The following is a 22,074-nucleotide window of genomic DNA, read 5'->3' as shown; positions in this document are numbered from 1 at the left end:
GATGGTTGCGGTGCGTAGAGTTATGACCGTCGAGAAAGTCTCAACCAGCCAGAACGATCAGGGAGCGTAGCTAGTGGGAATGCGGTCCGCCGCAAGGATGCCGAAACTGACACGGCGCAGCCGGATTCTGATCATGATCGCACTGGGTGTGATCGTGCTGCTGCTCGCTGGCCCGCGTTTGATCGACGCTTACGTCGACTGGCTGTGGTTTGGTGAGCTTGGCTACCGCTCAGTGTTCACCACCATGCTGGCTACCCGCATCGTGGTGTGCTTGGTTGCCGGGGTGGTGGTCGGCGGCATCGTGTTCGGCGGGCTCGCCTTGGCCTACCGCACTCGCCCGGTGTTCGTCCCGGATGCCGACAACGATCCGGTTGCACGGTATCGCGCCGTCGTGCTGGCACGCCTGCGGCTAGTCGGCATCGGAATCCCCGCGGCGATCGGCTTGCTGGCCGGCATCGTCGCCCAAAGCTACTGGGCTCGGATCCAGCTGTTCCTGCACGGCGGTGACTTTGGGGTTAGGGATCCGCAGTTCGGGCGGGACCTCGGCTTCTACGCGTTCGAGTTGCCGTTCTACCGGCTGATGCTCAGCTACATGCTCGTTTCGGTATTTCTGGCATTCGTGGCGAATCTGGTGGCGCACTATATCTTCGGTGGCATTCGGCTATCCGGACGCACCGGTGCGCTGAGCCGCTCGGCGCGCGTCCAGTTGGTTAGCCTGGTCGGGGTACTGGTGTTACTTAAAGCCGTTGCTTATTGGCTGGATCGGTATGAGCTGCTGTCGCACACGCGTGGCGGCAAGCCGTTCACCGGTGCCGGGTACACCGATATCAACGCCGTCCTGCCGGCGAAGCTGATTCTGATGGCGATTGCGTTGATTTGCGCGGCCGCAGTGTTCTCGGCGATCGCCCTGCGGGACTTGCGGATTCCGGCGATCGGCCTGGTGTTGTTGCTGCTGTCGTCGCTGATTGTCGGCGCCGGCTGGCCGTTGATCGTCGAGCAAATCAGCGTCAAACCCAACGCTGCGCAAAAAGAGAGCGAATATATCAGCCGAAGTATCACCGCAACTCGGCAAGCCTATGGCCTGACGTCTGATGTGGTGACCTATCGCAATTACAGCGGTGATAGCCCGGCTACCGCGCAACAGGTCGCTGCCGACCGCGCGACTACCTCGAACATCCGGCTACTCGACCCGACAATCGTTAGCCCGGCGTTCACCCAGTTCCAGCAGGGCAAGAACTTCTACTATTTCCCGGACCAGCTGTCGATCGACCGCTACCTCGACCGCAACGGTAACCTGCGCGACTACGTCGTCGCGGCCCGCGAACTCAACCCGGACCGGTTGATCGACAACCAACGGGACTGGATCAACCGGCATACCGTGTACACCCACGGGAACGGGTTCATCGCCTCACCGGCCAACACCGTGCGCGGTATCGCCAACGACCCGAATCAAAATGGCGGTTACCCCGAATTCTTGGTCAACGTCGTCGGGGCCAATGGCACCGTGGTGTCTGATGGGCCGGCGCCACTGGATCAGCCGCGGATCTACTTCGGTCCGGTGATCTCTAACACGTCCGCGGACTATGCGATCGTTGGACGCAATGGCGACGACCGCGAATACGACTACGAAACTAACATCGACACCAAGAGATACACCTACACCGGAAGCGGTGGAGTCCCGCTCGGTGGTTGGTTAGCCCGTAGCGTGTTCGCTGCGAAGTTCGCGGAGCGAAACTTTTTGTTCTCCAATGTGATTGGCTCCAACAGCAAGATCTTGTTCAACCGCGATCCGGCGCAGCGGGTGGAGGCGGTCGCGCCGTGGCTGACGACAGACAGCGCTGTGTATCCCGCGATCGTCAACAAGCGACTGGTGTGGATCGTCGACGGCTACACCACGTTGGACAATTACCCGTACTCCGAGCTCACCTCGCTGTCCTCGGCGACCGCGGACTCCAACGAGGTGGCGTTCAACCGGTTGGTCCCGGACAAGAAGGTTTCCTACATCCGCAATTCGGTGAAGGCCACTGTGGATGCCTACGACGGAACGGTCACGCTGTACCAACAGGACGAAAAGGATCCGGTGCTCAAGGCCTGGATGCAGGTCTTCCCCGGCACGGTAAAGCCTAAGAGCGACATTGCGCCGGAGCTTGCCGAGCACCTGCGGTATCCCGAGGACCTGTTCAAGGTGCAGCGCATGTTGTTGGCCAAATACCACGTCAATGATCCGGTGACGTTCTTCTCCACATCGGATTTCTGGGACGTGCCGCTGGACCCGAATCCGACCGCCAGCAGTTATCAGCCGCCGTATTACATCGTCGCGAAAAACATTGCTAAGGACGATAATTCAGCCTCATATCAGTTGATCAGCGCGATGAACAGATTCAAGCGTGACTATCTGGCCGCCTACATCAGCGCCAGTTCCGATCCCGCGACCTACGGCAATCTCACGGTGTTGACCATCCCAGGCCAGGTCAACGGGCCCAAGTTGGCCAACAACGCGATCACCACCGATCCGGCGGTGTCCCAGGACCTCGGTGTCATCGGACGCGACAACCAAAACCGCATCCGCTGGGGCAACTTGCTCACGCTCCCGGTGGCCCAGGGCGGACTGCTCTACGTCGAACCGGTCTATGCATCCCCGGGAGCCAGCGACGCTGCTTCGTCCTACCCGCGGCTGATCCGGGTGGCGATGATGTACAACGACAAGGTGGGATACGGCCCCACGGTGCGGGATGCGCTCACCGGCTTGTTCGGGCCCGGGGCCGGTGCGACGGCTACCGGGATCGCGCCCACGGAGGCAGCGGTACCACCGAGTCCCGCTGCGAATCCACCGCCGCCTGCCAGTGGACCCCAACCGCCGCCGGTGACTGCGGCGCCCCCGGTTCCCGTCGGGGCGGTCACCTTATCGCCGGCCAAAGTTGCTGCGCTGCAGGAGATCCAGGCTGCCATCGGCGCGGCGCGGGATGCGCAGAAGAAGGGCGACTTCGCCGCCTACGGGTCGGCGCTGCAGCGACTTGATGAGGCCATCACCAAGTTCAACGACGCCGGGTAGTCAGTCGGGGCGCTCGCGGCGAGCAGACGCAGAAGTCGCCGATTTCACCGGAAATCGGGGACTTCTGCGTCTGCTCACGGGTGCTCGTCGGCTCCCGGATCCGCGTGGTCGTCCCCTCGAACCCGGCCTCGCCCCACACCCCGTCGGCCACCTCGCCGCATCCACGGATTCACCGCGGCCCAGCGGGGCTGGGACCGGGGGGGTCAATGCGCGCCGGGCTCCATTGGGCAGTGATGAAGTCGGGATTGTCGAACTCGCCGTGGTGATCCGGTGTCCCGGTTTGGAAAACGGCGAAGCACGCCTTCACGGCCAGCAGGTAGCGCAGCCGCGGACCGGGACGGTGGAAGGCCATACCGTATCGGTGCACCACATTCTTGCGAACCTGCGTGCCCAGACCGAGCTGGAACTTCCCGCTGGTAGCTTCCTGGAGCTCCCACGCCGCGGCTGCCGGGACGAAGGGACCGCGCGGGAACGCCAACGCGATCCCGGTGGACAGCTCAAGGCCGGGCGCGGCCGGCGAGGCGACAGTTGCGTTTGAGATCGACGGTGCGGCCGTTTTCGGGGAACAGAGAACCCTGCGGCCTGGGCGACGCGCCAGGTCACCGAGCTGGCTGAGCGGCTGCGGAATCATCATCGCATCGACGCGTACGGCGCAGCTGTATGCCCGAGCTCCGCTGATCTGGGCGGTCGTACTCCGGCACCCGCGATTTGGCGAGCTTCGTGCGTGTTCGGTAGCCTGGCATTTACCGACGCGGGGTGGAGCAGCTCGGTAGCTCGCTGGGCTCATAACCCAGAGGTCGCAGGTTCGAATCCTGTCCCCGCTACCAGCGGAAATGACCCCAGAGGTGCGACCTCTGGGGTCATTTTCATGCCCGATGGGAACGGATTTGGGAACATTAGTCTTGCTAATTGCTTGGCTTGCTATTTAGCTTGCTTGCGGTCTGAACGTCAGTCTTCGCCGATCAGGACTGCGGCTGCTGTCCTGGGCTGCTTAGCGGTAACCCGGGTTTCGGGCGTGCGGATCGGTCTGTAGGGGCCTCTGAAATCGTCTCGGGCCAGCCCCGTTTGGCGGGCGTGGTGTTTGCGAGAGCGGGCGCGATGATGAGGTCTCGTCGGTGATGCGCGCGGTGGTCAGGTGAGGTGATAGCCGAGGCGTCGAGCGGCGCGCCAGCATTGCTAATGCGAAGGCTGCCGCAACGCGCAATGGTTATCGGTGGTGGCGCCCATCCGGTTCGCAGCGCCCCGCGCCGCGCCAGGTATGTCGGAGTGCGCGGCTATCGTGACCCGCCGGGAGGACCGGGAGATGGGAAAGCAGGGAGACCGCAAGGCTAGAAAGCAGCGTGCTCAGGAACGGGAGCAGCACCGTCGTCAGGCGAGCGCCAACCGCGAACCGTGACGCGGCCGGTGGCGGCATCAAGATGCCGCCACCGGCCGCGCCGGATGCCCCTGTACAACGGCCCGACTACTCCGAAACCGACTGGGACGCGCTACGGGCCGCTTATCCACGTGACGCTGAACGGGTGAAGCGGGCCATGTTCATTGTGTCAGCGGCAACCGAAAACTGATCAGGTGTCGGCAAGGTGGTTTCTAGGCGGTGTCGCAACACATCTCTAGGTTCTGGAGGTTGTGTTGTCATCGTCTCGTCGCGTGAAAAAGGGTCCGGGCCGGCGCCCACAGTCGGCCAAGCGTCAACGGTTTATGGAGCTGCGGGCTCGGGGCTGGTCCATCTCGGCAGCGGGTCGTGAAGTTGGAGTATCCCGGACTGCAGCAAACAATTGGGCGCGGGGATACAAGACCTATCGGCGTGGCGAAGCCGTCGGATTCGTGCCCGCGCTCGATCGTTTGGCTGTGCGCCAAATTAGTAGTCGCTATCTGTCCGAGGAGGAGCGGATCAACATCGCCGATCTGCGCCGCTCGGGCCTAAGTATCCGCAAGATCGCCGACCAGCTCGGACGGGCACCCTCGACGGTGTCGCGGGAGCTACGCCGCAACAGTCGCCGCGATGGCCAGTACCGGCCGTTCGAAGCGCATCGCTGGGCGGTTCAACGCCGAGTCCGCCGTCACCGGCGTCGGATCGACAAAAACCCCGACCTTTGTGAGCTGATCGCCGAGCTGCTGGCCCAGCGGTGGAGCCCGCAACAGATCGCCCGGCATCTGCGACGGAAATACCCCGATGACCGGTCGATGTGGTTGTGCCACGAAAGCATCTATCAGGCCGTCTATCAGCCTCAATCACGATTGATCCGGCCGCCGCAGGTCAAGTCGCCACACCGTGGCCCTCTGCGCACGGGACGAACTCATCGCCGCGCCCATCTGCGTCCTGGCCGTCGCCGCCCGCGCTTCGCCCAGCCGATGTTGTCGATTCACCAGCGGCCGTTCGATCCCGCCGACCGCTCCGAGCCTGGCCACTGGGAAGGAGATCTCATCGTTGGTAAGAACCAGGGCTCGGCGATTGGCACCCTCGTCGAGCGACAGACACGTCTGATTCGGCTGCTGCACCTGCCGACCCACGACGCTTACTGCCTGCGCATCGCGATCACCGAGACCATGAGCGACTTGTCGGTGACGCTGGTCCGGTCCATCACGTGGGATCAGGGCATCGAAATGGCCCGGCACATCGACATCACCGCCGACCTGGGCGCGCCGGTCTACTTTTGCGACTCCCGCTCACCGTGGCAGCGAGCCAGCAACGAGAACTCCAACGGTCTGCTACGGCAATACTTCCCAAAGGGCACCAGCCTCAGCACCTACACGCCCGACCATCTGCGGGCTGTCGAATACGAGATCAATAACCGACCCCGCCAAGTCCTCGGGCACCGCAGTCCCGCTGAACTTTTCACCGCGCTGCTAACCTCACCAGACCATCAATTGTTGCGACGTTGACTAGAACCCACCTTGCCGCGCTCTGGTCAGTATTCAGTTGCCGCCGACAGGAAGAGGGTATGTGATGCAGTGACCACCTCGGCAGACCCCACCAGCGTTCGGAGGGTGAGGATCAGCGGGTAAGGCGGCATTCGTAACAGGTCGCCGGTGAAGTTGGAGGCGCGTGTATGTTCGGCGATGCTGGCCCATTCCCGCTCAGTAGGATGATCCATTCCCCGGGGGCCCCTTCCCCAATCCTCTAGTCGTTCAGCTCAGGCGGCTGAGCAGGCCCTTACCCTCGCTTCGCTGCAGAGCGATGACTTGGGCCTCGAGTTCCTTCAGCGCCTCGTATAGCGCCTCAGTGACGGTAGGTCCGCCCTTGTTGTATCGCTGGGCGATATCCCAAACCGATGCCGAAAGCGGAAGACGATCGGGCCTCGCATCCTTGAATCCGTTCATATCGAGAACAGTAATCATGACCCCCGACAAGCTCGTCGAAGGATTCCGGCACCCCGGAGAACCCCGTCGCCACCCACGACGCGACGTCGGCTACGGCCCGGTGGCTCCGCTGGCTGCATTGCATCGCGGCACGCCGCCGAAACGCCTCCGTAGCCGCGTCGGGGATGAGCACTATCTTCGGGTAAGTGGAGTATGTTCAGCTGTTTTCCAAGGGGCGCCTCAACGATCTCGCTGGCTCCTTAGCCGGATTTCTCGGAAAGGCGAGCCAAGCCACGGCGCAGCGTCTTCAGAGCTGGGACGCCGACGACCTGCTGAACACGCCCGTTGATGACGTCGTCGAACAGCTCGTCGAATTGGGTTCGGTCGAATGCCCCGATCTGCGCGTCGACGACGCTTTCATGCTGCCAGCCACCGAGGTCGACCAGCAGTACCGGGATTGGGGCGAACAGCGCACCCGACGCGTGACGAGGCTCGTTCTCGTGGTGCCCTTCGAGGGGCATAAGGACATCTTTAACCTTCGCCCGGACCAGTTCACGACCATGCCGCCGCAGGTACTGCGGCTACAAGGTCACGAAATCCACCTGGCGATCGACAATCCGTCGAATGACGCCGCGGCGATCAACGCGGCGTTTCATAAGCAGATCGCGAATATTGAGAAGTACCTCGGTTGGTCGCGCCGGCAGATCGACTTGCACAACCAAGGACTGCGCAACGAGCTACCGGGCATGGTGGCGAGGCGCCGTGAGCAGCTCTTAGCGACCCGAAACCTCCAGGCCGAGATCGGCTTCCCTGTACGCCGCAGGAAGGACGCCGACACATACGCAGCTCCGATCAGTCGGAAAAGCGTGCGTCCGCGGCCACACCGCCCAGCGGGCGCGAGGGCAGCATTCAAGCCGGAGCCTGCAATGCAGGATGAGGACTACCAGTCCGCACTTCGGGTGCTCCGTAACCAGCGGAACGCGTTGGAGCGCACCCCATCTGTCGCCGCCAAGCTCGACGGGGAAGAAATCCGAGACATGCTGCTCGTCGGCCTCAACGCACAGTTTGAAGGCGATGCCGGGGGCGAACTCTTCAACGGCGCAGGCAAGACCGACATTCTCATTCGCGTCGACGACCGCAACATCTTCATTGGCGAATGCAAAGTATGGTCGGGCCCAAGAACCATGGACGATGCGCTGAAGCAGCTATTCGGCTACCTTGTGTGGCGCGACACCAAGGCCGCGATCTTGCTCTTTATCCGCAACAAAGACGTGACCGCGGTCATCGATAACGCCATCGCCAAGATCAAAGAGCACCCGAATCATAAGCGCTGCCCCGCACATCGGGCCGGTGCAGACCAGTACGAGTTCACCATGCACGCCGACGGTGATCCCGAACGCGAGATTCACCTGACATTGATTCCCTTTGCATTACGCCCGACAGCAGAGGTGCCAACGACGACCATTCCGTGAGCCGCCCCAGTCGCGCAAAGCCACCGCGACGGCGGCTAGGCCATTCCGTTGTCTGATCGCGTCCTCGCATCAAGTGGGGCTTTGGTCAACGAAGCGTTAAGTGCTCAGACCATCCGCCACACAGTTGAGGAACCTACAGCCCGTCCGGTCTCGAAGCCTTTAACGTCGTCGGCGCCGGATTGCTTCGGCTCCTGCACGTGTCAGCGTTGCAAGCAATCTGCGCACGGAGTCGGGCATGTGTTCGTGCGGACGGATCAGCGGGAGTAGGTTGGCGAGCCGCGGAGGCGGTTGACGGACCTCGGATCGCTCGGGCTCGATGTTGGGCAGTGCGTGAACGAACACGGCAAGTGTTTGACAACCGGGGAGCGCCGCCGCCGGGGCCAGTACGGCGTCGAAGTTGGCATCGCGGGCGGCGGCGATGGCCTGGGTGGTGGTGTAGTCGTCGGACAGAAGATCTGTTTCGTCCACACCTAGATGGGATCGAGTCCTCTCGTCTGTGAGGTCGAGTACCTGGAGTGTGACCGCCACTCGACCGACGCGGCGACGGACCTCGAATGGATCGACCCCGTCATCGACGAAGTGGCGGAACAACTCCGCCCATGCACCTTGCTCTTTGTTCGATGCGTACCAGACTCCCGGCTCGCCCGTTCGGTGGTAACGGCCAGGACCTCGGGCGGGGTCGGCGCAGGAGGTCACAGGGTGACGTGTGGGGCCTTGGTGCCAGTAGGTGCCTTTGAGCGTTCGCCGCGGTGCGGTGGCGATCGCGTCGGCAAGCTTCACACGTAGGCGCCGTCGATAAATGACTCCGCCGCGCTTCGCACATCCTCGTAGCGATCCTTGGCGAGCAGGTCAACCGGGCGCTGCCCGTCGAGGAGCCGGTTTTTGGCGTGCAGCCACTGGCCGACACCTCGGGGGGTAAGCGAATCCGAGAGCAGGAGGACGAGGTCACGAAGCTGCGCCAGCCGGTCGTACCGCTCAGGGCGGATGTCGCCGGTCCGCCACCCGCGTACCGCCCGATCGGACACCTGTATGACCGCGGCGACGTCGACCTGGGTGACGCCGAAGGGCTTCAGGGCATCGACGATCTCGCTGGCCTCGACCGCCCGGTCCAGGGTGACCGCCATCGTGGTTCCTCCGCAACTTCCGGTTCTACTACCGTAAACGCTACCGCTTATCGACCATGATGACAACGGAGGCGCCCTAAGTGGTGCTGCCGATGGACCCTCACTAGCTCCGCGACCACATGGAGGCGAGGTGCTGTAGGTCCACCAAGAGTCTGACCGATTTCGGCCTGGGATTGCTGCTGATTGCTGTGTTGGGAACGGATTTGGGAACAGAACAGGCCGAAACGAATCCGTACAACCGCGACGCGGCGGAACAGGCTGGACGGCGGAATAGAGGCTGATCTGGACGTATGAGACCGACCGCGATGGGAGAGATTGCGACTGGTTAGCTCATAACCCAGAGGTCGCAGGTTCGAATCCTGTCCCCGCTACCGGCGAAATGGCCCTCGGAGGAGACTCCGGGGGCCGTTTTCATGGGCGGGAACACTTTTGGGAACATGCGCATAGCTAAGGATCTGGTTGGGAACAGATTGGGAACACGAGCTGTGCTGGGGCTTGGGAGATCGAGACCGGCCGGAAGTGTGGGCGTGAGTTAGCTCAGGCGGTCAGCTCGACAGTATTTTCGCCGAACTCAGCGACGATGCGCAGGTGCCCGCCCAGGGCGGCAACGTAGGCCTGCAGGGTGCCGAGTTCGGTGTGGGACAGGTCGCCGCTCTCCAGCTTGGAGACACGGGCCTGAGAGACCCCCATCAGCGCCGCGACGTCGGCCTGACGTGCGTGGCCTAGCGCCTTGCGGATCTCGGCCAGGCGGTGCGCCAGGACGGCATCGCGCATCTCCTCGCGTGCCACGGCGGCCCGCTGCAGATCCACGCGGCCCTGCGCGACGGCATCGGCGCGAATGTCACGCCAGTTGCGGGCCATGGTCATCCACCTCCGTGCTCGCTCGCCAGCCAGTTCTCGGAGCGCTGGTCAGCGATTGGAATGTTGTTGTCGTACCAGCGTTTCCAGTTGCCTGCCTTGTCACCGCCCAGCAGCAGGATCGCCTGCCGGGCCGGGTCGAAGGCGAACAGGATCCGGATGCTGGTGCCGGCGGGGCGCAGCTCCTTCATGTTGTGAAACGTTGAGTCGTTCACTTTGTCGACCACCGGGCGGCCCAACGTCGGCCCCTCCATTTCGAGCAGGTCGATGGCGCCGGTGACCGAGGCCATCGCATCCCTGTTGAGCGCGAAGAACCACCGTTCGACCTGCGGGAGCAGGATCACGGCCAACGCTTCCGCACCAGTATAACCTCTAGGTTATATCTCGTGGTGGCGGCGGTGCGCGGTCATCGTCGGGCCAACTGTCACCGAGCAGGAACGAGGCAGCCTGCTCGGCCGCTGCAAGCTAAACCCGGCGTTCACCACCGAGGCGCTGCCGTCGCCATGCAGCTGACCACAAATGCCAGCTGCGCCGAAGGCCCAGCGCGGACGGCAAACACCTTCCGTTGCAACACCTTCGGATGCAGCTTGGACGGAAGGTGACCAGTCACCACGACATCGACCGTTTCGGCGTCGCCAGCACCGCGGACGAATCGGTGTACCGGCCGTTGCCACCTCGCCTCCGGCTTGCGCAGGTCAATCTCTCACGTCGTCGTTGCCGCACGCAGAGTGATATGTACAAATCACGGTTCAGTGAGTGTACAGTTCAAAGTGTGGATGTATCCGTGACCGAGTTGCGCGCGCACCTCAGCGATTGGCTCGATCGAGCTCGGGCCGGTGGCGAGGTCGTCATCACCGAACGTGGGATTCCGATCGCACGACTCGCTGCGCTGGACAGCACAGACACCTTGGAGCGTCTCACGGCCGAAGGCGTGATTGGCAAGGCGACCGCGCAGCGGCCCGTAGCCGCGGGACGGCCCAGGCCCCGACCGCAGCGGCCGGTGTCTGACCGGGTCAGCGACCAGCGGCGCTGACCGTGCCGCTCGTCTACTTCGACGCCAGCGCCTTCGTCAAACTTCTCACCACCGAGACAGGGAGCTCGCTGGCGTCCGCTCTATGGGACGGCTGCGACGCCGCATTGTCCAGCCGCCTGGCCTACCCCGAAGTCCGCGCCGCACTCGCTGCAGCGGCCCGCAATCACGACCTAACCGAATCCGAGCTCGCCGACGCCGAGCGTGACTGGGAGGACTTCTGGGCCGCCACCCGCCCAGTCGAACTCACCGCGACGGTTGAACAGCACGCCGGCCACCTCGCCCGAGCACATGCCTTACGCGGAGCCGACGCCGTTCATCTGGCCAGCGCATTGGCAGTCGGCGACCCCGGCCTGGTAGTCGCCGTTTGGGACCGACGCCTGCACACCGGAGCCCATGCCGCCGGGTGCCGAGTCGCCCCCGCCCAACTCGACCCGTGATCCGACCGCTTGACGTTAGCCATATCGGGTTTGGGGACCGCCGCCCCAGGGCATCCGCGGCCGACGGCTCCGCGTCGGTTGTTCAGCTCCCGAAAAGGGGTGACGTGAAGTCTGCCGAGGAGATCATGGAGATTTTGGAAGCCTACGATTTGACCGGTTCGTTGCGTGATGCGCGGAGCTGGTGGGGTGCTTGCATCACACGGTCGCGGGTATGTGGCCGCGCGGGAGCTCGGTGTGAGCTGGTTGAATAGCGCGTCGACTAGCGCTAGAGCCGCCCATCGTTGCCGCACGATGATTGGGGGCAGAAGCTCCAACCTGCTCTTGAAATATGGCGATCGGTATGCGCCTACAGGCTGGAGACGGATTGTCCGTTCCAGAGGAGATTGATGGGTAGAGCCATCAACCGGTCGCCGAACGGCAAAGCCCGGGCACCAGTGTAGAAGAGAACTCCGGTGATGAATTCGTCGCCGAGTCGGTCACGCGCGAATGACAAGTGTCGGAAATCATGGACGTTCACTGTCGCCGAGGCTTTGACCTCGACACCGACGACGCGACTGTCTGGGGTCTGAAGAATGCAGTCGATCTCCCGTCCGTCTCGATCGCGAAAGTGATACAGGTCAACCTCGAGTTCGGTCGCCGCACGTAGCTTCATCAGCTCGTTGATCACGAACGTTTCCATGATCGGGCCCGCGCCCTCCGCGGTTGGCCTGGCCAGGGAGTCGGCGCTTTGCCCGCGCAACCAGGCCGCGAAGCCACTGTCGACGACGTGGATCTTTGACCGCTTCTTGATCTTCGCGGTCAGATTCCGCGACCAGGCGGGCAGGCGATGTACCAGATAGACCGTCTCGAACAACGCCAGATCCGAACGGATCGTCCCCGCGTCGACCCCGATGACCCGCGCCGCTTCGGCCACGTTCAGCTCCTGCGCGGTGATAGCGGCCAGGTAGCGCATGAACCGCGGCAGGCGATCCGTCTGCTCGATCCGCTTCAGCTCGCGCACGTCGCGCTGCGTCACCGTGCGCAGATAGTCCGAGAACCACCGGCTGCGGGCGCGACCCGCCGGGCGCTGCACAACTTCCGGAAAGCCACCCGCGCAGGCCAGCTGCAGATACTCATGTCGCGTGACCGGGGCGGGCTCCGTGCCCAGGACCACTTGGGGTTCAGTGAACAGTTGCGCAATGATCTCCGGCCGGACACCCGATCGTTCAGCGACAGACAGCGGCCAGAGGTCGAGGATCGCAACCCGTCCGGCCAGTGATTCCGACAGCGTCGGCACCGTCAGGAATCGGGTCGACCCTGACAGGAAGAACTGTCTGGGCCGGCGGTCACGATCGGTTGCCGTCTTGATCGCCAGGATCAACGGATCCCCGGCGCACTGGACCTCGTCCAAGAACGTCGGGCGCGGCGCGGACATGATGTACCCCTCGGGATCGGCTCGCGCCGACGCGCGTTCGACGTCAACATCCAACGAACGCAGCCATCCGCCTAGCTCGGCGTGCAATTGTTGGAGCAGCGTCGTCTTACCAGCCTGCCGTGGACCATTGATCAGCACGACACGGGTGTACTCCGCAACCTCGCGCAACTGTTCGAGCATGTGCCGCTCGATCAGCTCGTGACCAGCCTCATCATGCACCACAACGTCAAAGTACTCCTGTTTTGTCGTACATCTGATCCCGATTTGTCGAATAGTTTGTCCTGTTTTGTCGACCATTGGATCTTGTTTTGTCGAAAGACGTATCTTGATCTGTCGACCATCGTCGGGCTTGTGGCTGTAGTCGACCTTCCAGGGGCTGGTGATTGGTCCCAGGCAGCGATGGCCGTGAGCACACAATGCCGGTGCAGGCCGATATCCTTATGCCAGCGATGATCCCGACTGGATCCCCGTTGTCGGTGACCGCGGTTGGGTGGACATCACTCATGCGATCAACGGTGTGTTGCTGGCTCAACGCCAGTTCCGTCGGCAATGTCCCTTTGGTGCACCACATCACGCCGAGCACCGTCGTCCGCCCCAACGCCAGCGGGGTTGCGCAGATTCGAGCAGGCGGTTCTTGAGGGACCGGCTCGTAGCGTAATGAGCTTTTTGCGAACGGATTCGGAAACGTCGTCCGTCAACAGGCCCTCGTACGCAACATCGACCGGAAGCTGAAGTAGCTCCTCGAGTTCGATCCGGGTTCCGGACAGCCGAAGCCGCTCTTCTTTGTCCTCGGCCGCCGTCACCAGGCCGCCGGGTCAGCGGAAGCGGACGTTCAACGTCGCCTGGCCAAAGGTCTTCCGGCCGCCAGTCATCGCGGCGACGGTGACGACACCCGTGGGAGTTGCCGGGTCCAGCGACTTGATTCGGCCGCTGTATTCGATGTCTGCTCCCTCGGTGGCCTAGCCGATCGCGGTGCCGAAAGCACCCCGTAGCGGGTAACCGCACCGGGATCGCTCGACCACGCGGAGCAGGCCGACGCCTATTAGCGTGGCCGCAAGATGATCACCGGAATCCCACGCTCGGTCCAGCTTTGGCAAGAATCGAAGTCGGCGTAGGCGTCTACTGGGCGCGGCCATAGGCGCGCCCGCTCGTCCGAGCTGGCCACGACGGCTCTCACCGGGCGGCGATCGGATCCGATCTGAATGTGGGTGTCGGGATTGGGCGGCAGGTTGCGATACCACTGCGGGTTTTCTGCCTGCCCAAGGGCAGAGGCAACGACGATGACATTGTTACGGTCGGTGATGTAAAGCAGTGGTGCGACGAAGTTCTTGCCGGACTTGCGGCTCCGGTGTTCGAGTAGCAGTGTCGGCACCGGTTTGCGGAATCCGGCGCCGAGTCGCAACTTGCAGCCGACTCGTCCGCCGGTGCGGTGATAGATCCATGGGTGCGCTCTGCCGATACCGCGAAACGGTGGGGAGGAGCGGCGAATCCAACTGGTCTGGGCGTGGCTTTGGTGGTCATGCGAAATCGCTTCACGACTCGAGAAACTGCAGGGCATCGTCCACAAACTGTGCGTGGTGCTGGAATATCCCGCCGTGGCCGGCGTCGGGATAGATGCGCAGCGTGGCGTCGGGCAGCCGGTCAGCGAGGTCCAACGAGTTGCTGGTGGGCACCATCGTGTCGTCGTCACCGTTTGCGATCAGGACCGGATGGCCGATGCTCGTCAAGTCCGAAGGCTTTTGCGTGCCCCATGCATGGATGGCCTTGAGCTGGGAGCGGAACGCGCGCACTGTAATCGATTTGTCGCGATTGTCCTTCCGTTCCTTGAGCCGCTTCACGAACTGTCGCGCCGCCGATTTGCCGCTGTCGGTTCGCGTGAAGAACCGCAACTCCTTGGGATCCCTGAAAGTCAGTGTGGCCTTGATGCTCTCGCGGATCGTCCCGAAAGTAACCTTGCCGATGCCGACACCACCGGCCGGTCCGGTACCCGCGAGGATGATCTTGCGAACGAGCTGCGGTTCTTGCTGCGCGATCACCTGCGCGACGAAGCCGCCCAACGAGAATCCAAGGAGATCAACCTGATCGAACCCCAGGGCACGGACAAAGGCGATCGCATCGTCGGCCATGGTGGTCACGGTGTCCGGCGTCTGGCCTTCCGAAGCGCCGACACCGCGGTTGTCGAAAGTGACCACTGGATGCTTGGCGGCGATGCCGTCGACGACCCGTGGATCCCAGTTGTCTAAGACCGCGCCCAAGTGGTGCAGAAAGATCACCGGCACGCCGGCATCAGCACCGAGCCGCCGGTAGACAAAACGCGTTCCGCCCACATTGATGCTCTTCGTGGGCGCGTCCTGGTATGTCGCGCCGATGTCGCCGGCCTGTCTCTGGGGCACGCCGACTCCTTGTATACTGATCGGTGTACTTATAACCGACACTGTACATCGGTTAATGCGACACGTAAACTTATCGGTGTACTTTGGTTGCGGAGATGCACCGACATGGACCTCGACAACCTCCGCCAACGGCTAGCGAGCGCGCGATGACGCACCGGGCGAGCGCGCTCATCAGCGCACAGGAGTGGTTCTCCGCTGGGGAGAGGGTGGGCTACGACGCTGAGCGGCCGGGCATCAACCCACGTTCGCCGCTGCGCGCGTTCATACGGCGCGCTGCTGGGACGGGGGTCACGCGAACGTTCCTGCCTGGCTGGCCGGATGGTTCCTACGGTTGGGCGAAGGTGGAAGCTTTCTTGAGCTCGCGATTCCACTTCCCCCGCATCTACCTGGACTACATCGGCCACGGCGACTCCGACAAACCCCGGGATTACCCGTACTCGACCTTCGAGCGCGCGGATCTCGTCGAAGCCCTCTGGCACGCCGAGGGGATAGCGCAGACCGTCGTCGTTGCCTTCGACTACTCCTGCATCGTCAGCCTTGAGCTGCTGGCGCGGCGGATCGATCGCGAGCGGGCGGGAAACGATCAGCGGACCCGAATCACGGCTTGCCTGCTCGCCAACGGCGGCATCTTTGCCGACGGCCACACCCACGCCTGGTATACGACGCCGCTGCTCACATCGCCGCTCGGCGCGGCGATCACGCCGATCGGCCAGCGCTCATGGCGCATGTTCGCCCCATTCTTGCGCCCCGTCTTCTCGCGCGGATACCCATTAAGCGCAGCGGAGATGAAGGAGCTCCACGACGCGATCAGCCGGCGCGACGGCGTGCGCGTGCTGCCCGCCACGGCGGGCTTCGTGGACGAGCATCGCGAGCACGCAGCGCGCTGGGACCTGGCGCGGATCATTTCGGCGCTGGGCGATGAGGTCGCCTTTGGTGTGGTGGGCAGCGCCGAGGATCCATTCGAGGGAGAGCAACTGCGGCTCGCCCGAGAGCGGCTTGCGGATTCGGTGGAAATCACCGAGCTTGCGGGCGGCCACCTGACGACAGCGGAGCAGCCCGATCGGCTCGCCGAGGTTATTGCGGCCCTGCCCGAGCGTTCCTAAAGAGGGGGAACGCGGAAGCCGCCTAGGACTTCGGTGAGCAGGGCGGCGAACTCTACGGTGGTGCGGTCTCCGCCCGCGGGCCCCATCGCCTGGATGCCGATCGGGAGTCCGGTAGCTGTGGTGGTGATGGGCATGGTGGTGGCCGGGGTGCCGGCGATGTTGGCCAGCGCGTTCCATTTGAGTTGGTCCCAGTACGATCGTGAGACGCCGTCGACGTCGATGGTGCGGCCCAACCGGTCGTGGTCCTTGTTGTGGTGGAGCGGCGCGGGGGTGGGCGTGACGGGCAGGAGCAGCACGTCGAACTCGTTGAAGAATCCGGCCCACCGGTCGCGCATTTCGTGGCGCGCCGCATCGGCGAACAACCACGCACGGTGGCTCTGTAGCGTCGCACCCAGGGCGTTGGCGGCTTCGCCCCGAGGATGCCGAACCGCGCGTAATCCGAGCGCGGCGGCGGAGGCTGGGCTGAGGGTGGACCGGTCGACAGCGAAGGCGCCGAACACCAGACTCTGGAAGATGTTGTGCGACACCGCCATATCGACCGGGATGGTGGCGGGCTGCTCAACGACGTGTGCGCCCGCGGCGCGCAGCGCGGCGACAGCATCATCCATGGCCCGACGCACGTCGGCGTCAATTGGGCAATGCGGGTCCTCGGCCCAGACCGCGACCCGGAAGTCTTTGAGCGCGCCGGCTCGTGGCGGAGCGAGCGCATACGAGAATCCTCCGTCCGCCCGCATCGGCCCGACGGTCGCCTCCAGTGCGGGGATGATGTCGCGGGCACCGCGCACCTGCACGCCCGCGCAGGCCATGTCGGCTTGCCCCCATCGCCCGGGATTACCTGGTGCGCTGGGAATGTGCCCGACCAGAGGAACCGAGCGCCAGGTCGATTTGTGGCCGTACAGACCGCAGTAATGAGCCGGGATCCTGGTAGAGCCGCCGATCTCCGAGCCGTAGTCGAAGCTGGTCAGCCCGGCCGCGGTGGCGGCCGCCCCGCCGCCGGCCGAGCCGCCGGACGTGCGCGCGGCGTCCCATGGGTTGTTGGTGCGGCCGAAGACCGGATTGCTGGCCTGGACGTCCTGGTTGCCGGTGGGCATGTTTGTCTTGCCCATGATGATCGCGCCGGCCCGGCGCAACCGGGCGACCGCCTCGGCGTCCTGGGTGGGTACATAGTCGGCAAGGTCGCGGCGACCGCAGGTCGTGCGCATGCCGGCCGTCTCATAGCTGTCCTTGACGGTGATCGGCAACCCATGCAACGGGCCGAGTTCGTCGCCGCGGGCTCGTGCCGCATCGGACCGCTTGGCGACGCGTCGGGCGGCGTCGGGGTCAACGGTGACGATCGCGTTGAGCGACGCGTTGTACGTGTCGATTCGGGAAAGATACAGCTCGACTAACTCCGCGCTGGACACCTTCTTGGCGGCGAGCACCGCGAGTTGAGCGGTCGCCGGTAGCCAGGCAATATCGTCTGAGGCCTTGGCGGACATGGCCATATCGACTTTCGGACTCAGTTACCCATCAACCGCGCGATACGTTCCCGCGCAGGGACATTCAGCGACGCGCGCACCTGACGGCTCATCTCGTCGGCCAGCACGTCCTCCTTGCCAGCCTCTATTCCGTCGAGCACCTGGCGGACCACATCGGCAGGATCGGACTTCGGCGCGTCGGCGAATCGACCCATGTCGGTGTCGACCAGCCCCACGTAGACGCCCACCACCTGCACACCGCGCGGCGCCAGCTCGATACGCATCGACTCCGTCGCGCTCCACATCGCCGCCTTGGACACTCCATAGCTCATGCCAAGGGGAAGCCAGGCGAGTACCGAGGAAACGTTGACGATGGCACCGGATCTCTCGGCGATGCGGTCGGCGAACGCGGAGGCCAGCGCGAGCGGTCCGAACAGGTTCGTCTCCAGCTCGCCGCGAAGCGCGGATGTGTCCTTGTCGAGCACCGAGGACGCCCGGGAGATGCCGGCATTGTTGATCAGAATGCCGACATCGGTTGCTAAGTCGGCTGCCTCGGCGACCGACACCGCGTCGGTGACGTCGAGTTGGAGCGGAATCACGCGCGGATCGCTAACGTCGATTGCCAGCGGGTTGCGGGTAGCGGCATAGACCTTTGCCACTTTGCGACCGAGAAGCTGAGCGACGTATTCGCGGCCCATGCCGCGGTTGGCGCCGGTGACGAGCACGGTCCGCTCGGCTAGTGAAGTCATGAGACCTCCTACAGTAAACCGATTGGTGTACTTTGTGCTTTGACGGTACACGCGCTAAGGGGTGTTGTAAACAGGTCGGTATACTCAGCACTATGCCGCCGGTCACCAGAACAACGGAACCCCCCAGGCGCGGGGGCCGCGGCGCTCGTCAGCGTATCTTGAAGGCGGCTGCAGAGCTGTTCTACTGCGAGGGCATCAACGCCACCGGGGTCGAACTGATTGCGAACAAGGCTTCGGTATCCAAGCGGACTCTCTACCAACACTTTCCGAGTAAGTCCGCGTTGGTGGAGGAGTACCTGCGCGGGCTCCGGCAAGCCGCCGGCGAGGCCGACAAGATGCCCAAGGCATCCAACGCGACACCACGCGAGCGGCTGCTCGCATTGTTCGATCGTCCAAACAGGGGCGATGGGCGGATGCGAGGTTGTCCATTCCACAACGCGGCGGTCGAGGCGGCCGGGGAGATGCCCGGAGTCGAGCGGATCGTCCACTCGCACAAACGCGACTACATCAAAGGCCTCGCCCGGCTGGCCCGAGAAGCCGGCGCAGCGCATCCGCGCAGCCTGGGCAATCAACTCGCCGTGCTGTTCGAGGGCGCGGCCGCACTGTCCACCTCCCTCGACGATGCCGGCCCCTGGGCGCACGCCCGAGCGGCAGCGGAGGTCCTGATTGATCAGGCAACGGCCCGTCCGGTCTGAACTCGTCATCGCAATGGATGGGGATTCGTCCACGCTCACGTTGTGAGATGGCCGGCGGCCAGGGTTTAGGATCGCCGAATGTCCGTTGCGCTGCTTCGGGAAATGTTCGATCGGATGGTCGTCGCCAAAAACGCGGAGCTGATCGAGCACTACTACGACCCAGACTTCCTGATGTACTCCGACGGGCTGAGCCAGAGCTTCGCAAAATTCCGCGATAGCCACCGCAAGCTCTACGCCACGGCGATCAGCTACGCGGTCGAATACGACGAGCACGCATGGGTAGAGGCCCAGACAAGGTTGCCGGGCGGGTGTGGATCACCACGTCGCGACCTGGCGAGGAGCCGACCCGCATCGAGGTGGTACTCATTGCCGCCTACCGCAACGGCCGAATTCACCGGATCTGGGAGACGACGTGGCCGAGTTGGCGCAACGTGGCCGCCCTCGACGATTACTGAGACGACTACTGATCGGCTGGCGATGCGAAACCAGCTGAGAGCAGGGGCCGCGACGTTATTATTCTGTGATCCTATGCTTCAGCGATTTCCAGCTACCCGTAAGTAACTGCACGCTAGAGTGGGCGACATCCGGAAGGCGGCAACGGGGCCGCGTCGAAGGGGGAGCGGCGATGAGTGCTCGGAGACCCACTCGAAGCAGCGGGGCTACCCAGATTCCAGACGTCCTACCGCCTAGCCGCACCTTGACCGTCCGTGCGGCGGACGGCACCCCGTTACACACCCAGGTGTTCGGGCCGCCTCACGGCTATCCGATTGTGCTGACGCACGGTTTCGTCTGCGCCATCCGGGCCTGGGCATACCAAATCGCCGACCTGGCCGGCGACTACCGGGTGATCGCCTTCGACCATCGCGGCCACGGTCGAAGCGGTGTCCCACGGCGTGGCGCCTACAGCCTCAATCACCTTGCGGCCGACCTCGATTCGGTGTTGGACGCTACGTTGGCCCCGCGCGAGCGTGCGGTGGTCGCTGGGCACTCGATGGGCGGCATTACCATTGCCGCCTGGTCGGACCGCTACCGCCACAAAGTCCGCCGCCGCACGGACGCCGTCGCGCTGATCAACACCACCACCGGCGACCTGGTGCGCAAGGTGAAACTGCTGTCGGTGCCACGCGAGTTGTCCCCGGTTCGGGTGCTGGCCGGCCGGAGCCTGGTCAACACGTTCGGCGGGTTTCCACTCCCCGGCGCGGCCAGGGCCTTAAGCCGGCACGTGATCTCCACGCTGGCGGTCGCCGCCGACGCGGACCCCAGCGCCACGAGACTGGTCTATGAGTTGTTCACCCAGACGTCTGCCGCGGGGCGCGGCGGCTGCGCGAAGATGCTCGTCGAGGAAGTAGGGTCGGCACACCTCAACCTGGATGGTCTGACGGTGCCAACCCTGGTGATCGGCGGCGTACGTGATCGACTAACGCCGATCAGCCAGTCCCGCAGGATTGCGCGCACCGCGCCCAATGTCGTCGGCCTCGTTGAACTGCCCGGCGGCCACTGCTCGATGCTGGAACGGCACCAAGAGGTGAACAGCCACCTGCGGGCGCTGGCCGAATCGGTGACCCGGCACGTCCGGGACCGGCGGATCAGCTCATAGCAGGGCGGCGACCTCGGCGGCGGCACGCTGACCGGATCTGACGGCGCCGTCGAAATACCCGGTCCATTCGTCCGCGGTCTCAGTGCTCGCCCAGTGAATCGGACCGACCGGCTCACGTAACCAGTGACCGTATTTCGTCCACGACCCCGGCGGTACCGCCGCGGTCGGACCACCCGGCGCGAATTCCTCTGTACCCCAACGATAGTCAACATAATCAAGGGGGTCGAGCGCTTCGTCGCCGAACAGCGACGCAAAGCAGCGCAATGCATCGCGGCGGCGCTCTTCGATGGGTAGCGAGTCGAACCCGCGAGCATCGACGAACCCCATCAGAATGCCTGGCCCGTCGGCGTGCGGACTGACGTCGAAGGTGATGAACACCGGCGCCTCATCGGACAGCGCCTGGCCGGAATACCCGCTGGCCCGCCAGAACGGCGTCGAATAGGCCGCGTAGGCCTTGCTCAGCCGGCCCTGCGGCCAATGGTGGGCGAGCTGCTGATATTCCGGCGGCAGCGGGGGATCGAACTCGATGGCCACGCGATGGGCCGGTGGAATGGCGACGATGACGAACCCGGCCTCGGCCTGACCCTGATCGGACGTGACCGTCACACCCGCTCCGTGCCGGTCGATGCGACGCACCGCGGCGTTGAGCAGGACGCGTGCGCCGAGTTGGGCGGCGGCCGCCTGGGCGATCTGCTGTGTCCCCCCGGCACACGGTCCTGCTGGGCACCATTTTTGACGTCGAGCAGCCGGTCCAGGCCGCCGGCCGCGCGTACGTAGCGGGCGGCGTGCAGCATCGAGACATCGTCGGGCTCACAACCCCAGGTCACCCGGGTCATGATGGCCATCAGGTTCCGCGAGGACGATGTGGCGCGCACCAAGCGCAACCACTCCCCGAGCGACACGTCGTCGAGTTCACGCGCGCGCCGCGCATCCCAGGGGGCGGCCACCGGAACGCCGCGGGCAATTCGCTCGAATTGCCAACGCAACCGGCCGATGTCGATGAGCCCGGTCAGCGACAGCTTGGGGATGGTGCCACGATAGCTGCGTGCCGATCCCCGCCACTGGATGACGTTTCGGCCGTCGCGGTGGGTCGGGGTTGTCGGGATCCCCAGCTCGGTGGCCAACGCCAGCACGGCGTCTTGGGTCGGGCCGATGAACGAGCCGCCCATATCCGCGGGCACCCCTGCCACGCGACCGGTTAACGAGCGGCCGCCCACCCGATCGCGGCCTTCGAACACCAGCACCTCGTGACCCTGTCGCGTCAGCTCGCGGGCCGCGGCCAGCCCGGCGAAGCCCGCGCCCACCACGACAACATCGACAGTCCACGGTGGGTTTGTCACCGCTCTAGTCAACCGCATTTCGGCGGTTCCGGTCGGCTATTCCGGCTGCC

General features: G+C 64.2%; 23 protein-coding genes, 1 tRNA gene and 2 pseudogenes. 11 read left to right on the top strand and 15 right to left on the bottom strand.

Annotation, left to right across the window (positions count from 1 at the left end):
* The first annotated feature begins 73 nt into the window (after positions 1 to 73).
* Positions 74 to 3,052, top strand: a complete 2,979-nt coding sequence (locus tag FF952_RS16840) for a UPF0182 family protein (protein WP_003416795.1) — start codon at positions 74 to 76, stop codon at positions 3,050 to 3,052.
* Positions 3,053 to 3,221: 169 nt separating this feature from the next.
* Here FF952_RS16840 and FF952_RS16835 read toward each other — a convergent pair whose 3' ends face one another.
* Positions 3,222 to 3,683, bottom strand: a complete 462-nt coding sequence (locus FF952_RS16835) for an LLM class flavin-dependent oxidoreductase (protein WP_003416793.1) — start codon at positions 3,681 to 3,683, stop codon at positions 3,222 to 3,224.
* A 119-nt stretch (positions 3,684 to 3,802) separates the two neighbouring features.
* Here FF952_RS16835 and FF952_RS16830 point away from each other — a divergent pair.
* The 3 genes from FF952_RS16830 to FF952_RS16820 all read left to right on the top strand — a co-directional run bounded on the left by FF952_RS16830 (position 3,803) and on the right by FF952_RS16820 (position 5,935).
* A tRNA-Met gene (locus FF952_RS16830) sits at positions 3,803 to 3,879 on the top strand.
* Between the two features lie 513 nt (positions 3,880 to 4,392).
* Positions 4,393 to 4,617 (top strand): hypothetical protein, encoded by a 225-nt coding sequence (locus FF952_RS16825; RefSeq protein WP_003416790.1) that lies wholly within the window; start codon positions 4,393 to 4,395, stop codon positions 4,615 to 4,617.
* Positions 4,618 to 4,678: 61 nt separating this feature from the next.
* A complete protein-coding gene (locus FF952_RS16820; protein ID WP_417539686.1) occupies positions 4,679 to 5,935 on the top strand; it encodes an IS30 family transposase in 1,257 nt (418 codons plus the stop codon).
* 26 nt (positions 5,936 to 5,961) lie between these two features.
* Here the strand turns inward: FF952_RS16820 and FF952_RS20845 are convergent, their stop codons facing one another.
* Complete coding sequence (locus FF952_RS20845) at positions 5,962 to 6,147, bottom strand: hypothetical protein (protein WP_003908177.1); 186 nt, start codon at positions 6,145 to 6,147, stop codon at positions 5,962 to 5,964.
* A 34-nt stretch (positions 6,148 to 6,181) separates the two neighbouring features.
* Complete coding sequence (locus FF952_RS16815; RefSeq protein WP_003416778.1) at positions 6,182 to 6,391, bottom strand: hypothetical protein; 210 nt, start codon at positions 6,389 to 6,391, stop codon at positions 6,182 to 6,184.
* A 167-nt stretch (positions 6,392 to 6,558) separates the two neighbouring features.
* On the opposite strand from FF952_RS16815, the gene FF952_RS16810 reads away from it, so the two are divergent.
* Positions 6,559 to 7,824 carry a hypothetical protein gene (locus tag FF952_RS16810; RefSeq protein ID WP_003909837.1) on the top strand — a complete coding sequence of 422 codons (1,266 nt, stop codon included), beginning with the start codon at positions 6,559 to 6,561 and terminating at the stop codon, positions 7,822 to 7,824.
* A gap of 159 nt (positions 7,825 to 7,983) precedes the next feature.
* Here the strand turns inward: FF952_RS16810 and FF952_RS16805 are convergent, their stop codons facing one another.
* From FF952_RS16805 to FF952_RS16790, 4 genes are all read right to left on the bottom strand, one after another.
* Positions 7,984 to 8,604 (bottom strand): RES family NAD+ phosphorylase, encoded by a 621-nt coding sequence (locus FF952_RS16805; RefSeq protein WP_003899957.1) that lies wholly within the window; start codon positions 8,602 to 8,604, stop codon positions 7,984 to 7,986.
* The gene (locus tag FF952_RS16800; RefSeq protein ID WP_003899956.1) at positions 8,601 to 8,948 is read right to left on the bottom strand and encodes an antitoxin Xre/MbcA/ParS toxin-binding domain-containing protein; all 348 of its coding nucleotides are present in this window, start codon (positions 8,946 to 8,948) and stop codon (positions 8,601 to 8,603) included. The genes FF952_RS16805 and FF952_RS16800 overlap by 4 nt, the downstream gene beginning before the upstream one ends.
* A gap of 537 nt (positions 8,949 to 9,485) precedes the next feature.
* The gene (locus FF952_RS16795; protein WP_003899955.1) at positions 9,486 to 9,815 is read right to left on the bottom strand and encodes a helix-turn-helix domain-containing protein; all 330 of its coding nucleotides are present in this window, start codon (positions 9,813 to 9,815) and stop codon (positions 9,486 to 9,488) included.
* A complete protein-coding gene (locus tag FF952_RS16790) occupies positions 9,812 to 10,156 on the bottom strand; it encodes a type II toxin-antitoxin system RelE/ParE family toxin (protein ID WP_003899954.1) in 345 nt (114 codons plus the stop codon). Before FF952_RS16790 ends, FF952_RS16795 begins: the two co-directional genes overlap by 4 nt.
* 230 nt (positions 10,157 to 10,386) lie before the next feature.
* Here FF952_RS16790 and FF952_RS16785 point away from each other — a divergent pair, with 230 nt between their 5' ends.
* Together FF952_RS16785 and FF952_RS16780 are read left to right on the top strand one after the other, a co-directional pair.
* A complete protein-coding gene (locus FF952_RS16785) occupies positions 10,387 to 10,839 on the top strand; it encodes a type II toxin-antitoxin system Phd/YefM family antitoxin (RefSeq protein ID WP_003899953.1) in 453 nt (150 codons plus the stop codon).
* Positions 10,840 to 10,841: 2 nt separating this feature from the next.
* A complete protein-coding gene (locus FF952_RS16780) occupies positions 10,842 to 11,276 on the top strand; it encodes a type II toxin-antitoxin system VapC family toxin (protein ID WP_003899952.1) in 435 nt (144 codons plus the stop codon).
* A 346-nt stretch (positions 11,277 to 11,622) separates the two neighbouring features.
* Here FF952_RS16780 and FF952_RS16775 read toward each other — a convergent pair whose 3' ends face one another.
* From FF952_RS16775 to FF952_RS16755, 5 genes and pseudogenes are all read right to left on the bottom strand, one after another.
* Positions 11,623 to 12,912, bottom strand: coding sequence for an ATP-binding protein (locus tag FF952_RS16775; protein ID WP_003416640.1), 1,290 nt, complete (start codon positions 12,910 to 12,912; stop codon positions 11,623 to 11,625).
* A 287-nt stretch (positions 12,913 to 13,199) separates the two neighbouring features.
* Entirely contained in the window at positions 13,200 to 13,493 is a 294-nt protein-coding gene (locus tag FF952_RS16770) for a hypothetical protein (protein WP_003416635.1), read from the bottom strand.
* 12 nt (positions 13,494 to 13,505) lie between these two features.
* Positions 13,506 to 13,729: pseudogene (locus FF952_RS16765) on the bottom strand (hotdog family protein); the annotation flags it as partial.
* Between the two features lie 3 nt (positions 13,730 to 13,732).
* A complete protein-coding gene (locus FF952_RS16760) occupies positions 13,733 to 14,248 on the bottom strand; it encodes a nitroreductase family deazaflavin-dependent oxidoreductase (protein WP_003899950.1) in 516 nt (171 codons plus the stop codon).
* On the bottom strand, positions 14,223 to 15,083 hold the full coding sequence (locus FF952_RS16755; protein ID WP_003416628.1) for an alpha/beta fold hydrolase: 861 nt from the start codon (positions 15,081 to 15,083) through the stop codon (positions 14,223 to 14,225). Before FF952_RS16755 ends, FF952_RS16760 begins: the two co-directional genes overlap by 26 nt.
* Before the next feature lie 146 nt (positions 15,084 to 15,229).
* Between FF952_RS16755 and mesT the strand changes: the two genes are divergently transcribed.
* Entirely contained in the window at positions 15,230 to 16,186 is a 957-nt protein-coding gene (gene mesT / locus FF952_RS16750; RefSeq protein ID WP_003416627.1) for an epoxide hydrolase MesT, read from the top strand.
* Here the strand turns inward: mesT and FF952_RS16745 are convergent.
* On the bottom strand, positions 16,183 to 17,670 hold the full coding sequence (locus FF952_RS16745) for an amidase (RefSeq protein WP_003416624.1): 1,488 nt from the start codon (positions 17,668 to 17,670) through the stop codon (positions 16,183 to 16,185). The genes mesT and FF952_RS16745 overlap by 4 nt on opposite strands.
* Positions 17,671 to 17,684: 14 nt before the next feature.
* Positions 17,685 to 18,392 carry an SDR family oxidoreductase gene (locus FF952_RS16740; RefSeq protein ID WP_003900652.1) on the bottom strand — a complete coding sequence of 236 codons (708 nt, stop codon included), beginning with the start codon at positions 18,390 to 18,392 and terminating at the stop codon, positions 17,685 to 17,687.
* 92 nt (positions 18,393 to 18,484) lie between these two features.
* On the opposite strand from FF952_RS16740, the gene FF952_RS16735 reads away from it, so the two are divergent.
* From FF952_RS16735 to FF952_RS16725, 3 genes are all read left to right on the top strand, one after another.
* Positions 18,485 to 19,087 carry a TetR/AcrR family transcriptional regulator gene (locus FF952_RS16735; RefSeq protein WP_003416617.1) on the top strand — a complete coding sequence of 201 codons (603 nt, stop codon included), beginning with the start codon at positions 18,485 to 18,487 and terminating at the stop codon, positions 19,085 to 19,087.
* A gap of 275 nt (positions 19,088 to 19,362) precedes the next feature.
* On the top strand, positions 19,363 to 19,542 hold the full coding sequence (locus tag FF952_RS16730) for a hypothetical protein (RefSeq protein WP_003917749.1): 180 nt from the start codon (positions 19,363 to 19,365) through the stop codon (positions 19,540 to 19,542).
* 170 nt (positions 19,543 to 19,712) lie between these two features.
* Positions 19,713 to 20,684 (top strand): alpha/beta fold hydrolase, encoded by a 972-nt coding sequence (locus tag FF952_RS16725; RefSeq protein ID WP_010924623.1) that lies wholly within the window; start codon positions 19,713 to 19,715, stop codon positions 20,682 to 20,684.
* On the opposite strand, the pseudogene FF952_RS16720 reads toward FF952_RS16725, so the two are convergent.
* A pseudogene (locus FF952_RS16720) lies at positions 20,679 to 22,024 on the bottom strand (flavin monoamine oxidase family protein). The gene FF952_RS16725 and the pseudogene FF952_RS16720 overlap by 6 nt on opposite strands.
* Between the last annotated feature and the right edge of the window lie 50 nt (positions 22,025 to 22,074).

The sequence above is a fragment of the Mycobacterium tuberculosis complex sp. N0072 genome, assembly GCF_030323725.1.
In the GTDB taxonomy this organism is placed as follows: Bacteria; Actinomycetota; Actinomycetes; order Mycobacteriales; family Mycobacteriaceae; genus Mycobacterium; species Mycobacterium tuberculosis.
The sequence above is the reverse complement of the archived record's forward strand: the minus strand, read 5'-3'. Positions and strand labels throughout refer to the sequence as shown.